The organism is Saccharibacillus endophyticus, from assembly GCF_013185185.1.
Taxonomy (GTDB): Bacteria; Bacillota; Bacilli; order Paenibacillales; family Paenibacillaceae; genus Saccharibacillus; species Saccharibacillus endophyticus.
In genome coordinates this window covers 101548-114912 of record NZ_JAAZWE010000002.1, presented here as the reverse complement: position 1 = coordinate 114912, position 13365 = coordinate 101548, and the positions used below count along the sequence as shown (strand labels likewise).

Annotated in this window: 17 protein-coding genes; all 17 read left to right on the top strand. The window is 49.6% G+C overall.

What is annotated here, in order from left to right; genetic code table 11:
• Positions 1-41: 41 nt before the first annotated feature.
• Positions 42-1361 carry a flagellar protein export ATPase FliI gene (gene fliI, locus HRQ63_RS06395; protein ID WP_037282377.1) on the top strand — a complete coding sequence of 440 codons (1320 nt, stop codon included), beginning with the start codon at positions 42-44 and terminating at the stop codon, positions 1359-1361.
• A gap of 11 nt (positions 1362-1372) precedes the next feature.
• The gene (gene fliJ / locus HRQ63_RS06390) at positions 1373-1816 is read left to right on the top strand and encodes a flagellar export protein FliJ (RefSeq protein ID WP_172243321.1); all 444 of its coding nucleotides are present in this window, start codon (positions 1373-1375) and stop codon (positions 1814-1816) included.
• A gap of 40 nt (positions 1817-1856) precedes the next feature.
• Positions 1857-2819 carry a MotE family protein gene (locus tag HRQ63_RS06385; protein WP_172240889.1) on the top strand — a complete coding sequence of 321 codons (963 nt, stop codon included), beginning with the start codon at positions 1857-1859 and terminating at the stop codon, positions 2817-2819.
• A gap of 32 nt (positions 2820-2851) precedes the next feature.
• The gene (locus HRQ63_RS06380) at positions 2852-4246 is read left to right on the top strand and encodes a flagellar hook-length control protein FliK (RefSeq protein ID WP_172240886.1); all 1395 of its coding nucleotides are present in this window, start codon (positions 2852-2854) and stop codon (positions 4244-4246) included.
• Positions 4247-4266: 20 nt separating this feature from the next.
• Positions 4267-4875, top strand: a complete 609-nt coding sequence (locus HRQ63_RS06375; RefSeq protein ID WP_229714260.1) for a flagellar hook capping FlgD N-terminal domain-containing protein — start codon at positions 4267-4269, stop codon at positions 4873-4875.
• Positions 4872-5246, top strand: coding sequence for a TIGR02530 family flagellar biosynthesis protein (locus HRQ63_RS06370; protein WP_172240880.1), 375 nt, complete (start codon positions 4872-4874; stop codon positions 5244-5246). The genes HRQ63_RS06375 and HRQ63_RS06370 overlap by 4 nt, the downstream gene beginning before the upstream one ends.
• Before the next feature lie 166 nt (positions 5247-5412).
• Positions 5413-6237 carry a flagellar hook-basal body complex protein gene (locus HRQ63_RS06365; RefSeq protein WP_172240877.1) on the top strand — a complete coding sequence of 275 codons (825 nt, stop codon included), beginning with the start codon at positions 5413-5415 and terminating at the stop codon, positions 6235-6237.
• A 70-nt stretch (positions 6238-6307) separates the two neighbouring features.
• Positions 6308-6532 (top strand): flagellar FlbD family protein, encoded by a 225-nt coding sequence (locus HRQ63_RS06360; RefSeq protein WP_037282365.1) that lies wholly within the window; start codon positions 6308-6310, stop codon positions 6530-6532.
• Positions 6532-6996: a flagellar basal body-associated FliL family protein gene (locus HRQ63_RS06355; protein ID WP_172240874.1), complete on the top strand. Its 465-nt coding sequence runs from the start codon at positions 6532-6534 to the stop codon at positions 6994-6996. Before HRQ63_RS06360 ends, HRQ63_RS06355 begins: the two co-directional genes overlap by 1 nt.
• Before the next feature lie 82 nt (positions 6997-7078).
• A complete protein-coding gene (gene fliM / locus HRQ63_RS06350) occupies positions 7079-8077 on the top strand; it encodes a flagellar motor switch protein FliM (protein WP_172240871.1) in 999 nt (332 codons plus the stop codon).
• A complete protein-coding gene (gene fliY, locus HRQ63_RS06345; protein ID WP_172240868.1) occupies positions 8067-9404 on the top strand; it encodes a flagellar motor switch phosphatase FliY in 1338 nt (445 codons plus the stop codon). Before fliM ends, fliY begins: the two co-directional genes overlap by 11 nt.
• A gap of 28 nt (positions 9405-9432) precedes the next feature.
• Complete coding sequence (locus HRQ63_RS06340) at positions 9433-9798, top strand: response regulator (RefSeq protein ID WP_037282355.1); 366 nt, start codon at positions 9433-9435, stop codon at positions 9796-9798.
• Between the two features lie 12 nt (positions 9799-9810).
• Complete coding sequence (locus tag HRQ63_RS06335) at positions 9811-10353, top strand: flagellar biosynthetic protein FliO (RefSeq protein WP_172240865.1); 543 nt, start codon at positions 9811-9813, stop codon at positions 10351-10353.
• Complete coding sequence (gene fliP, locus HRQ63_RS06330; RefSeq protein ID WP_172240862.1) at positions 10350-11123, top strand: flagellar type III secretion system pore protein FliP; 774 nt, start codon at positions 10350-10352, stop codon at positions 11121-11123. Before HRQ63_RS06335 ends, fliP begins: the two co-directional genes overlap by 4 nt.
• Before the next feature lie 38 nt (positions 11124-11161).
• Positions 11162-11431 carry a flagellar biosynthesis protein FliQ gene (fliQ, locus tag HRQ63_RS06325; protein WP_172240859.1) on the top strand — a complete coding sequence of 90 codons (270 nt, stop codon included), beginning with the start codon at positions 11162-11164 and terminating at the stop codon, positions 11429-11431.
• A gap of 12 nt (positions 11432-11443) precedes the next feature.
• Positions 11444-12241 (top strand): flagellar biosynthetic protein FliR, encoded by a 798-nt coding sequence (gene fliR / locus HRQ63_RS06320; RefSeq protein ID WP_172243319.1) that lies wholly within the window; start codon positions 11444-11446, stop codon positions 12239-12241.
• Positions 12242-12299: 58 nt separating this feature from the next.
• The gene (gene flhB, locus HRQ63_RS06315) at positions 12300-13358 is read left to right on the top strand and encodes a flagellar biosynthesis protein FlhB (protein ID WP_172243316.1); all 1059 of its coding nucleotides are present in this window, start codon (positions 12300-12302) and stop codon (positions 13356-13358) included.
• The last annotated feature ends 7 nt before the right edge of the window (positions 13359-13365 follow it).

Below are 13365 nucleotides of genomic sequence, written 5' to 3'. Positions count from 1 at the left end.
AATAATAGTTGTAAAGACGACGACGGCATGGAGGTGGCGGGATGAAAGAAATTCTGGTCGACAAGTACTTGGATCAACTCAGGCAGATCGATCCGATTCGGGTGAACGGCAAAGTGACGCAGGTCATCGGACTGATGGTTGAATCGGAAGGTCCTGATGCAAGCGTCGGCGAAGTTTGCTACATTTACCCGACCAAAACAGCTCCTCCGCTGCAGGCTGAAGTTGTCGGGTTCCGAGAAAACAAAGTTTTACTGATGCCGTTAGGTGAATTGCAGTCGATCGGCCCAGGGTGCGACGTGGTCGGTACAGGCAAACCCCTTACCGTGCAAGTCGGTTCGGAACTTCTGGGAAAAGTACTGGATGGCCTTGGAAGACCGCTTGACGGTTCGATGCTTCCCGCCAGGATGGCGCATGCTTCTACGTTCAACACTCCAAGCAATCCATTACAGCGCCCGAGAGTACATGAACCCATAAATGTCGGCGTTCGAGCGATTGACGGGCTGCTTACAATCGGTAAAGGACAACGGGTAGGTATTTTCGCCGGCTCGGGTGTGGGTAAAAGTACATTAATGGGGATGATTGCCAGAAACACATCCGCAGACATTAATGTAATCGCCCTTGTTGGAGAACGGGGCCGCGAGGTACTCGATTTTATCGAACGGGATTTGGGACCGGAAGGCTTGGCACGGTCAGTCGTCATTGTTGCTACATCGGATCAGCCGGCATTGGTTCGAATCAAAGCTGCATTGATCGCCACGAGCATCGCTGAATATTACCGGGATCGCGGAATGAATGTCATGATGATGATGGATTCGGTAACGCGTTTTGCTATGGCTCAGCGTGAAGTCGGGCTGGCTGTAGGCGAACCGCCAGCGATGAGAGGCTACACGCCTTCCGTATTCGCCACTCTACCCAAACTGCTTGAACGAGCAGGAACGGGACCTACCGGTTCCATTACTGCCTTTTACACCGTGCTTGTTGACGGAGACGATATGAACGAGCCGATTGCGGATGCGGTTCGAGGTATTCTCGACGGACACATTGTGCTGAATCGCGGAATCGCGAATCGTGGACACTTCCCGGCCATCGACGTTCTCGCAAGCATCAGTCGGGTTATGAAGGATATTTCGCCGGAGATCCAAACGGATGCCGCTAACAACCTGAAGCGATTGTTATCGGTGTACAAAGAATCGGAAGACCTGATCAATATCGGTGCCTACCAAAGGGGATCAAGCGCCGAAATTGACGAAGCCATCGAGAATATTCAACGCATCTGGGATTTCACGAAGCAAAAAGTGGACGAAAAAACAACGCTGGATGAAACGATCGAACGTTTAATCCAAGAATTCTCAAGGAGTTGACCTAAGAAATGTTGAAATTCAATTATTCATTTCAAAAAGTCGTGGATCTGAAAACCAGCGAAAAGAATCATGCAGAAATGCACCTTTCCTCGGCGATCGGTCAACTGAATGCCGAAGAACAAACGCTGGGTAGACTGTTTTCGGATAAGAGTTCGCTGGTGGACTCCATCCAGGAACAGACCGTAGGCGCGGTATCGGCTCTCCAACTTCAACAAATGCAGGATTACGTGAACTACATCGATCAATGTATCCTGCAAAAACGCCAAGATATTCAAACTGCGCAGGTAAAAGTCGAAGAAAAGAAAGAGAAGCTTACGACAAAGATGCTGGACGAAAAAGTATGGCTGCAGGCGCGAGGCAAAGCATTGGAATCTTTCGAAAAAGAAGAAATGCTCCGTGAGCAAAACGAACTTGACGAAATGGCAACCGTTCGTTTCGCCTCCCGTGCCCACTAATACCGAAATGCGGCAGGACGTGTAAAAGGAGGTTTAACGCATGGCAAAAACCGGAGCGGAGGCGGAAGTCAATCTGGAAGAAGAACCGTCAGGGAGCAAGGCAGGCAGAATTTTGTTGTTCGCTGCTCCCGTGCTGTTCGCAATCGTGTTGGTCGGAGTGCTTTTGACTTTACTGAATCCGACAGCGCGCAATTCCGTGCTGGAGACCGTCAACAAAATTCCAGTTGTCGGATCGATGCTTCCGAAGCCGACATATACGCCGGAACAGCAGGCAGAAAAACAAAAAGAAAAGCAAGCCGCGAGCGCCGAAGCGACAATCGCCCAGTTGAAAACGCAGCTTGAACAGAAGAACACCGAGTTGAAAACGACCCAGCAGGCTCAGGTTGAAACGCAAACCAAGGCGGATGCGCTGCAAAAGCAGATCGATGACGCGAAAGCCCAACAGGAACAACAAGCGGCAGCGGCTACAGCGGAACCGGAGAAAGACCCGGGCCCCAGTCAACAGGTCAAACAGCTTGCGCAGACTTACGGATCCATGAGCGCCAGTAAGGCGGCACCGATCCTGGAAACGTTGACGGATGAAGAGATTGCCATGATCTTGGGTGCGATGAGTACCGAACAACGCTCGTCGATCATGCAAAAAATGACGGCGGACAAAGCAGCCAAAGTATCGATCATGTTGAAGTCCGCAGCATCCTCTGAGGCATTGGAAACGGCGGCTAATAAAGCGCGGGCCGCTGCGAACAATTCCGAACAGCCGACTCAAGCGGCAACTTCGACCACAGGCTCGCTAAATCAAGATCAACTTAGCCAAACGTTTTCTTCAATGGATGCTTCAAGCGCAGCGACGTTGTTGATCCAGATGGCAAAAACCAATCAAGCGAAGGTGTTGACCATTTTGAAATCCGTAGACGATTCGACGCGCTCGAATATTTTGTCGCAGATGGCAAGTACAGATAGCGAAACCGCGGCTTCCCTGGCTAACAAATTGATCGGCGGTTAACGCATACTTGAGAGGAGGTGAACAATTAGAAAATGGGAATGACGATTTCGGGAATGACAGTAGGATCAGCAGCACCTGCAACAAGCGGTAAAGCTGCAGCAGCAAGCACGACTGGAGCAGCGGCTGTGTTCGGTCAATCGCTTCAACAGCTAATGGGCGGCGCAGCGGCAGGTAACCATACTGGAGGAACGGCCGAAACCCCGACGAATCCTTTACTGGCTGCTCTGCAGCAACTGATTGCAGTAGCGGGAGAAGCGTCCGGAGACGAAGGTTCACTCGACGGCGGCGAAGCCGAAAAGCTGGATGCGAAAATCGAAGAACTGCTGGATCAGTTGGACGTGTTGGATGAACAGTTGACGGAAAATCCGGAATTGATGCCTATGCTTCAAAGTTGGATTCAGCAAGCTCAAGTTGTGCTGAATGTGCAAACGCAGGGTGAAAATGCGCAGGGAGAAGGACAGGAAGCTGCTGCAAGTGCAGTAGAAACCTTGGCTTCTAATCCAGCGACACTCAAATTTGCTTTGCAGGATAAGGTAACGCAATTGGTTGATATGCAGAAGTCCGGTCAGACGGCTCCGGAAATCAAAGCACAAGCTCAGCAGGTTCTGGCTGCTCTCGAACAGACGGTCAAAACGGTTGAAGAAAGCACGAAATCCGGTGTCAAGCAGATTTCCATGCAGGCTGCCGAGGCTTTCCGGATTCAAGACGACGTGCAGCAGGTTGTCAAAAATGATCAGAATGCGAAGCCGGCAACAGAAGCTCAAGCCAAGAGTGCCGAGCAAACCGTCGTGTCTTCAAAAGCACAGACTCAGCAGCAAAATGGTGCTGGCACGCAGCAAGAAGATGGGCAGAACCAGGAAGCAGCTCAAGAGTTCAAAACGCAAGGAACGATTACGGCAGGCGAGTTGGCGCTTCGAACAAATGGAACAACTCCTGCAAAGCCTGTTGAAGCCGTCCCTATGCACCGTATGGCTCAAGAGGTAGAGAAATTGGTTGTAGACCGTTTGGAAATTTTGCAAAAACAAGGCTTTACCGAAGCGAAAATCACTCTTACACCGGATCATCTGGGTAAAGTGGATATTCGAATCACTATGCATGCCGGACAACTCATGGCCCATTTTGTGACGGAACATGCCGCTGCAAAAGATATGCTGGAGCAGCAGATGGTACAACTCAGAGGATCGCTTCAGGGACAAGGCTTGACCGTTGAACGACTTGAAGTCACGCAAAGCTCCTCGTTGCAATCTCAAATGGACCAGAACGGCGGACAGCAAGGCAATGGACAACAACAAGGCAGACGCCCGCGTTCCAGAGAAGAAGGCAATGACGATGCAAGGCTGACGGCAGAGCTTGGCGAAGAACTGGGCGAATGGTTGAGACAGAAGACAGCCGCACAAGCCGGAAGCTCGTTTATCGCAGAAGCTTAATTCAGACAGGAGGTTCGATTTTGGCAAACAGCAATGTTTCGACAACGAATATTTGGCCGAACTATTCGACGCAAAACGTACAGAAGGCTGCAGCAAAAAAAACAGACGATGCGGCAACGATGGGCAAAGATCAGTTCATGACCATCTTGATCGCGCAACTGAAAAATCAGGATCCGCTCGCGCCGATGGACAATTCGCAGTTTACGGCGCAGATGGCACAGTTCTCTTCATTGGAACAACTGATGAACATGTCGACTCAGTTGACTCAAATGAACTCTTCGATGGGAACGGCTTCCCAACTGATCGGGCAGAAAATCACTTGGTACGATTCGGAAACGGCTAACTACTTGACGGGAAATGTAGCTTCGGTTCTGCAAAAGGACGGCAAGATGTATGCGGCAGTCGGAGAGTATTTGGTTCCGACTTCGGATATTACGATGGTTGAACCGGCAGGAACATCCGAGACTCCAACATCAGGCACAGCACCGGCTGCAGAAACGCCGAAGAGCGAGACAAACACAGATGATACTATCCAGCAAGCGCAGACATCCGTAACGCCAACCTCCAAATCCTCGACAGAGGAGGCAGCCGGTGCAAGTGAATCCGGAAACGACGGAGGTGTAAAATGAATGACCTTATTCGCGTAGGCCAGCTTTATCCGGCGAAAATCCCACCGGTTGCTTCGCGGAATCAAACAGCATCTGCAGCTGGCAAGGAAAGCTTCCAGACTGTTCTTGAAGAAAAGCTGCTTAAATTTAGCGGGCATGCTTCGAAGAGGCTTGAACAACGAGGCATCCAGTTCGATTCCGAACAACTTCGTAAACTGGGCAGCGCGATCGACAAGGCTGCTGCAAAAGGTTCCAAAGAATCGCTCGTCCTGATGCAAGACATGGCTTTGATCGTCAACGTCCGTAATCGTACGGTTGTTACAGCGGTCGACGGAGGCTCGATGAAGGATAACGTATTCACCCAAATCGACAGTGCCGTCATTGTTTCCTAGTTAGACCGGCCGGACCGATAGGAAGCCGGATTACCGCCGAACGCATGACGCGGTAAAAAATAGCACTTTTTAGCTGGGACTTTTTCTATCAAAGAAAGTAAAATGTAATTAAATCAAACAATGCAAACCAAATCAAAATGTGCGAAACCATAGGAGGAATCATTTAATGTTGAGATCCATGTATTCGGGCGTGTCGGGTATGAAAGGCTTCCAAACCAAGTTGGACGTTATCGGTAACAACATCGCCAACGTGAACACGACCGGATTCAAGTCTTCCCGCGTGATGTTCAAGGATATTCTCAGCCAAATGTCGGCAGGCGCAACGGCTCCGACAGACGGACCTACTGGCGGTTCGAATGCCAAGCAGATCGGTTTAGGTGTGTCGATTGGTTCGATAGATACTCTTCATTTGGCAGGTAGTGCCATGACGACGAATAACCCTACCGATCTTCGGATCGACGGTGACGGATTCTTTGCCGTAGCTTTGGAAAGTGGAGCTGAAGTCGGCAACACATTCTTGACAAGAGCCGGAGATTTCCACGTCGATGGTGCAGGCAACCTAGTAAACTCTGACGGATTGTTCGTTCTAAACACTGGCGGCGAAGCGATCAACGTTCCTCAAGGGTCGAGCTTTCAAATCAGCAGTGACGGTACGGTAGCGATTAAAAATGCCGAAGGCGAAGTCGATACGGAAAACCGTATTGCGGTTGTGGTCGTACGAAATCCTGAAGGACTTGAAAAAGCAGGTGGCAACCTGTACCGCGTCGGACAAAACGCTTTGGGGATCGATGCTGAAATTTCGTTGGATCCGGACGATGAATCAAACGCTGGAGCAGGCGGTATCGTAGCCGGCCAACTCGAAATGTCGAACGTCGATCTTACCGATCAATTCACTGAAATGATTACGGCTCAGCGCGGTTTCCAAGCAAACTCCAGAATTATCACAACCTCTGATGAAGTGCTGCAAGAAGTTGTAAACCTGAAACGTTAATCCGGATTACTAGCGGCGGGAAGGCGGCGTAATACAGCCGCTTTTCCGCCAGCTTTACGGGAGGAAAACCATGATTCCAGTCACTCGTTTAAACGGTTCGCCTCTGTGGCTTAACGCGCTGCAGATCGAGTTAGTTGAGGAAACGCCGGATACTTACGTCACACTGGTTAACGGCAAGCGTATGATCGTGCTGGAAAAGGCCGCCGACGTCGTCAAGCTGATGACCGAATATTATGCCACAATCGGCCTGCACAGCGCTTCGATCAAAGTGCAGAATACGGGGGAAGAAGAATAATGAAGAAACTTTTACCATGGATCATTACCATGTTCCTGGCGATTACGTTAATCGTAGTGGCTGTATTCCTGGTGTTGGGTAACAATAAGGATACGGCGAATGCGGCAGGGGAAAAAGAAGAAGTGAAACAGGAAAAGAAGCTTAGTGCGAAAGAGATCGTAGCGGTCAGCTCCGACATCACCGGCATCAAAACAAATCTGTCGGATCCTTCCTTTATCGTGCAGATCGACTTCTCTGTTCAGCTTAGCGATGCCAAAGTCAAAGCCGAGTTCGACGAAATTAAAGAAATCACCATCAAGCCGATTATCTTGATGACGCTCGCCGACACGACGCCGGAAGCTTTAAGTACGGCAAAAGGAAAGACGCAACTGAATACAAAGCTTAAAAACCTCATCAACAAAGCGATGCCGGAAGGCGAAGTCGTGAGTGTAAACATTACGAACTTTATCTTGGCAACCCTTTAATAGGCTTTGCTTTTAGATTGACCGAGTGAGTTCATGGCCGTGCCTGCCGGGGCGGCCGTGTCTATGGGAGGGGGTGAAAGGTTTGGTTGATGTATTATCCCAGAACGAGATCGACGCATTATTAGCCGCGCTTTCTTCAGGCGAAATGGATGCGGAAGAACTCAAAAAAGAAGAAACGCAACGAAAGATCCGCTCCTATGATTTTAAAAGAGCTGTACGTTTTTCCAAAGACCATATTCGGAGTTTGACCCGGATTCACGAGAACTTTGCGCGAAATCTAACCACTTATTTTTCCGCTCAACTCCGTACTTTTGTTCAAATCAGCGTTGTGCAGGTTGAACAATTGCCTTACGACGAATTCATTCGCTCCATTCCGAAAATGACCGTTCTGAACATTTTCGAAGCGGAGCCATTGGAAGGACGAATGGTATTGGAAGTCCATCCAAACATCGCTTATGCGATGGTGGATCGGATGTTGGGAGGCAGTGGAACAGCCCCTCTTAAGCCAGGAGCGCTTACCGAGATCGAAACGATCATTATGGAGCGCATCTTCAGCCGGGCACTGGAGAACCTGCAGGAGGCATGGAAGACGGTTTATGACCTTTCGCCAAGAATGGAAGCGTTGGAAACGAACCCGCAGTTTATGCAGATTGTCTCGCCCAACGAAACGATCGCCTTGATTTCGCTTAGTACTAAAATAGGAGACACGAGCGGCATGATCAACTTGTGTATTCCGCACGTTGTGATTGAGCCGATCATGTCGAAGTTGTCCGTACACCATTGGTTCGTTTCTCAAAAAAAGGCGCGCGCTCCAGAAGAACTCGAAGCGCTGCGTGAACGCGTAACCCGCGCAGCTCTTCCGGTCATTGCGGAGCTCGGACAATCCCAACTGACGATTCGCGAATTTCTCAGTTTGGCTCCGGGAGACGTGATTACGCTGAATAAGGCTACGGAAGAAGGCCTTGCCATCCGTATCGGAGAAAGACTGAAATTTATCGGAAGTCCGGGCATGATCAAAGACCGGATTGCCGTGCAAATCGATGAGATCGTCGACGAAGGAGTTGAGGAATTTGACGAGTAAAGATTATTTGTCCCAGGAAGAGATCGACGCCTTGCTGAAACAGTCCGAATCGGATGACGGAGGATCATCGGCGGGAGCCGATCAAACCGTCGACGATTTTCTGACTCCTCTTGAGCAGGACGCTTTAGGTGAAATTGGTAACATCACATTCGGTAGCGCAGCTACCGCATTGTCGACGTTGCTTGGTCGCAAAGTTGATATCACGACGCCGAAAGTTTCGATTATCACAAGAAGCCAATTCGAATCGGAGTTTCCAAAGCCGCATGTCGCGATTCATGTCAACTATGTCGATGGGTTCCAAGGCATTAATTCGCTTGTCATCAAGACAAGAGATGCCCAGATCATTGCCGACCTCATGCTCGGCGGGGAAGGGGATCCGCAGGATGAAGAGCTGAACGAAATCCATATCAGCGCCGTGCAAGAAGCCATGAACCAAATGATGGGTTCTTCTGCGACGTCCATGTCTACGATTTTTAATCGCTTTGTCAACATATCGCCTCCGGCTATCGACATCCTGGATGTCAGCAGCGGAGACGGAGTCAGCAACCTGCCGGCCGAAGAGACCCTTATCAAAGTTTCTTTCCGTCTCCTGATCGGAGACTTGATTGATTCAACGCTCATGCAATTGATTACCGTTGATTTTGCTAAAAATATGGTGGATATGCTTCTGGGCGGAGGAATGACGGAAGAAGAGCCGCCTGCGCCGCAACCGCAGGTGGCTGCTGCTCAGCCTCCCGTTCAAACACCTGTTCCAGAGCCTCAGGTTCAGCAACAGCCGCCTGTTCAGAACACGCCTTATCAGGACCCGTATGCAGCTTCTGCTCAGCAACAACAACCGCAAGGGATGCCGCCTTACGGGGCACCGATGCAGCAGCAACCGCCTTATCCGGGGTACGGAGCTCCAGGCATGCAGCCTGACTACGGCATGCAGTATCCGGCTTATGGACAGATGCCGATGCAGCAGCAACCGCCTCAGCCGAACCATTACGGGAATGCGGGACGCAACGTCAACGTGCAGCCCGTACAGTTCGGCAATCTTCAGAACGGCGGTTACGGACAAGGGGACGAAAATAATTTAGGATTACTGATGGACATTCCCCTTAAAGTCACCGTAGAATTAGGAAGGACCCAAAAGCAGATTAAAGATATTCTCGAATTGTCGCAGGGGTCCATCGTCGAGCTCGATAAGCTTGCCGGCGAACCGGTGGACATTCTGGTGAACAACAAGCTGATCGCCAAGGGGGAAGTGGTCGTCATCGACGAAAACTTCGGCGTTCGCGTAACGGATATCGTCAGTCAGTGGGACCGAATTCAAAACTTACAATAACGTAATCGACAGGGAGGATTTTTAATCAATGGCAAACCGTATTCTTATCGTGGACGACGCAGCTTTCATGCGCATGATGATCAGAGATATCCTGACTAAAAATGGATTCGAGGTCGTAGGCGAAGCTCAAGACGGCTCGCAAGCCGTAGAAAAATTCAAGGAGCTCAAACCGGACCTGATCACGATGGATATCACGATGCCGGAAATGGACGGAATCGCTGCACTGAAAGAAATCAAAAAGCTGGATGCGGCGGCTAAAGTCATTATGTGCTCGGCCATGGGCCAACAAGCAATGGTTATCGACGCGATTCAAGCGGGCGCAAAAGACTTTATCGTTAAACCGTTCCAATCCGACCGTGTTATCGAGGCGATCAACAAAACGCTTGGCGCGTAAGGAACGCCGCCTATGCTGTTATTGAGCGAAGGCCAGCCGAATTTCTCGGCGGATACCGGCGTATATTCGTATCTGGTATGGGTAATCTTCGTCCTGATCGCGATCGTCGCCCTTATTGTTTTTTTGATCCGTTACTTGGGGAAAAAAAATCGGGGTTGGTTTGGCGGCCGCTCTGTCCGTACACTCGGCGGAGTCGGCCTCGGCCAAAACAAATCGCTGCAAATCGTCGAAATCGGCGGAAGTATTTATTTGATCGGCGTCGGTGAAAACATTTCGTTGATCGATAAAATTTCTGATGCCGAGGAAGTCGAGATGTTGATCGGGGCATTGGAGCAGGAATCTGCCGGCCCGAACATCGCTCTGCCCGTTTGGGCGGAGAAACTCACATCCAGATTCCGAAACGGATCGAATACTCCTTCCGAGACGGAGGAGCTCGATTCATCTTCGTTCCAGCAATTGTTCGAGACCCGCTTGCGGGAAGCTTCGGACCGTCGACGCAAGGTCGACGATTTGCTGGAAAAAGAGGAATCTGTTGACCGATCGAGGGAACCATGAAAAAAAAATTAACGATTACGTTTGCTTTATTGATTGCCGTTCTATTTATTCAAGTTTTGCCGACCGCTCACGCGACCGGCACGGAAAACCCGATTCCCAATATCGATCTTCAGATAGGCGGGGATTCGGACGGAGCCCCGGCAACCAGTACCTTGTCGGTCTTGCTCATGATTACCATCATCAGTATCGCTCCCGCGGTTTTGGTTCTGATGACCAGCTTTACACGTATAGTCATTGTGCTCAGTTTCGTCAGAACGTCGCTCGGTACGCAGCAAATGCCGCCGAATCAGGTGCTCGTGGGACTGGCACTTTTTTTAACGCTTTTTATTATGTCACCTACGCTCTCTTCCATCAATGACACGGCGTTACAGCCTTACATACGAGGCGAGTTGACGCAGATGGAAGCTCTGGATCAGGCATCGGTTCCAATGAAGGAATTCATGTTCAAGCATACGCGCGAAAAAGATTTGCTTTTGTTCATGGATTATACGGGTGCGGAGAAACCGGAACGTTTCCAGGATATCCCGCTTACCGTCATGGTACCTGCTTATGCCATAAGCGAGATGAAAACAGCATTCCAGATGGGCTTTATGATTTACATTCCGTTTCTTGTCATTGACATCGTCGTATCCAGTACCCTTATGGCGATGGGGATGATGATGCTTCCGCCGACTGTCATTTCGCTGCCGTTCAAGATTTTGTTGTTCGTGCTTGTGGATGGATGGTATCTGGTCGTCAAATCGCTGCTCCTCAGTTTTGATTCGGGATAAGGCAGCAGGGATCAGATAAACTCGGGAGGAGGAGTAACATGGATTCAAACTTCATTATCGGTCTTGCCGGTCAAGCCATATACGTGGTATTGAAAGCCAGTGCTCCAATGTTGATTCTGGCACTGGTCGTAGGTTTGATTGTCAGCATATTTCAAGCGACGACGCAGATTCAAGAACAGACGCTGGCATTCGTGCCGAAAATCGTGGCGGTTATGTTTTCTGTTCTGGTCTTCGGTCCATGGATTTTAAATACGCTCGTCGATTTCACGTACAACATTTTAAATAACCTGTATCTCTATATAGGGTAAGGCCGGTTTATGATGACAACGTTGATGCAGGCTTTTCCGGTTTTTTTGCTTATGTTTTGTCGGATTACGTCATTCTTTATCGTAGCGCCTTTGATTTCTTCAAGAAACGTCCCGACCCGCTTCAAAGTGGGACTGGCAACGATCGTAGCGATTTTAGTGTATCTCAGCTTCGGGACTAACCAAACGGCGGCTTTCGACGGTAGTTACGTGCTTTTGATCGTGCGGGAAATATTGATCGGACTGATGCTCGGATATGTGGCAAACCTGATTTTGATCTCGATCCAAATCGCGGGCGCGATCCTGGATATCCAAATCGGCTTCGGCATGGCGACCGTATTCGATCCGACGACCGGAATGGTCACGCCGCTTACAGGCCAATTCAAGTATATGATCGCGATGCTTCTTTTCTTGGCGATGAACGGACACCATCGGTTATTGGACGCTATCGTCTACAGCTACAGCTGGGTTCCGATCGATAATCGATTATTTACGGAGATCTCCAACGGAAACTTGATGGAATTTTTTCTGAAAGCTTTCGCGGCTGCCATGGTAATCGCTTTTCAAATGGCTGCTCCTATCGTCGTCGCTTTGTTTTTGACTGATGTAGGCTTGGGCTTTCTGGCCAAAACTGCTCCTCAGTTCAATATCTTTGTTATCGGCATTCCGATAAAGATTATAGTAGGGCTTATTCTACTTTTATTGTTAATGCCGAGTTTGACTTATATTTTCGATAATTTATTTTCATTGATGGCTGAGACTATGCAAGGATTTTTGGGAACAGTCGGAGAGCGGCCCGGGTCAGGTGGATAACGAATGACAGCGAGAGGAGGCGGGAAGCTTGGAGCTTAGGCACAAACTCGACCTCCAGATGTTCGCGGGTGAAAAGACGGAAAAAGCAACGCCCAAAAAACGCGACGAAAGCCGGAAAAAGGGCCAGGTTGCAAAAAGTCAGGAATTGCCGGGATCGATCTTGCTGTTGGCTTGCATGGTCATGCTGATGATCTTCGGCGAAAACTTTCGTACCGCTATCACCCACATGTTCACTGACGTTTTCACCAATCGGATCATCATGGAAATTACGGTCGACAATGTGATGAACATGATGATGCAGTATATGCTGGAAATCATGAAGCTGTTGGCTCCTATTTTTATCGCGGTTATTCTGATCGATATTTTGGCAAGCTTCGGTCAATACGGATTATTGTTTGTAGCGGAAGGCCTTAAGCCGAAATTCAGCAAGCTGGATCCGATCAAAGGCGCCAAAAACTTGTTCTCGCTTCGTTCGATCGTGGAACTTCTTAAATCCCTGCTCAAAATGTCGGTAATCGGGTTCTTGGTTTTTACGACTCTTCAAGGTCAAATGAGCGTGATCTCTATCCTGCACGCCATGTCGCTCGAAGATATACTCGGTTTTGCCGCTTCTACAACCGTATCTCTGGGAATCAAAATCGGCGCGGCATTGATCGTTCTGGCGGCATTCGACTTTATGTACCAGAAATTCGAATTCGAGAAAAGCATCCGGATGTCCAAGCAAGATATCAAAGACGAATACAAGAAAGCGGAAGGCGATCCGATGATCAAAGGCAAAATTCGCGAACGGCAGCGCCGGATGGCGATGCAGCGGATGATGCAGGACGTTCCGACCGCCGATGTCATCATCACGAACCCTACGCATTATGCGGTAGCGCTCAAATACGACGGCGATCAAATGCAGGCTCCGGAAGTCGTGGCAAAAGGACAGGATTTCGTTGCGTTACGCATTAGGGAGATCGCAAAAGACAACGGCGTCTTGATTATGGAAAACAAGCCGCTGGCACGCGCACTATTCGCTCAGGCCGAGATTGGGGATACGGTGCCCGCAGATCTGTTCCAGGCGGTGGCCGAAGTGCTGGCTTATGTATATAAACTAAAAGGTAAAGTGAAGTAATCGAGCC

Bases quoted from the DNA above. Each gene is read 5' to 3' on its own strand.
- fliI (WP_037282377.1), top strand. From the start codon at position 42: ATGAAAGAAATTCTGGTCGACAAGTACTTGGATCAACTCAGGCAGATC.
- HRQ63_RS06385 (WP_172240889.1), top strand. From the start codon at position 1,857: ATGGCAAAAACCGGAGCGGAGGCGGAAGTCAATCTGGAAGAAGAACCG.
- HRQ63_RS06380 (WP_172240886.1), top strand. From the start codon at position 2,852: ATGGGAATGACGATTTCGGGAATGACAGTAGGATCAGCAGCACCTGCA.
- HRQ63_RS06370 (WP_172240880.1), top strand. From the start codon at position 4,872: ATGAATGACCTTATTCGCGTAGGCCAGCTTTATCCGGCGAAAATCCCA.
- HRQ63_RS06365 (WP_172240877.1), top strand. From the start codon at position 5,413: ATGTTGAGATCCATGTATTCGGGCGTGTCGGGTATGAAAGGCTTCCAA.
- HRQ63_RS06360 (WP_037282365.1), top strand. From the start codon at position 6,308: ATGATTCCAGTCACTCGTTTAAACGGTTCGCCTCTGTGGCTTAACGCG.
- HRQ63_RS06355 (WP_172240874.1), top strand. From the start codon at position 6,532: ATGAAGAAACTTTTACCATGGATCATTACCATGTTCCTGGCGATTACG.
- HRQ63_RS06340 (WP_037282355.1), top strand. From the start codon at position 9,433: ATGGCAAACCGTATTCTTATCGTGGACGACGCAGCTTTCATGCGCATG.
- HRQ63_RS06335 (WP_172240865.1), top strand. From the start codon at position 9,811: ATGCTGTTATTGAGCGAAGGCCAGCCGAATTTCTCGGCGGATACCGGC.
- fliP (WP_172240862.1), top strand. From the start codon at position 10,350: ATGAAAAAAAAATTAACGATTACGTTTGCTTTATTGATTGCCGTTCTA.
- fliQ (WP_172240859.1), top strand. From the start codon at position 11,162: ATGGATTCAAACTTCATTATCGGTCTTGCCGGTCAAGCCATATACGTG.
- fliR (WP_172243319.1), top strand. From the start codon at position 11,444: ATGACAACGTTGATGCAGGCTTTTCCGGTTTTTTTGCTTATGTTTTGT.
- flhB (WP_172243316.1), top strand. From the start codon at position 12,300: ATGTTCGCGGGTGAAAAGACGGAAAAAGCAACGCCCAAAAAACGCGAC.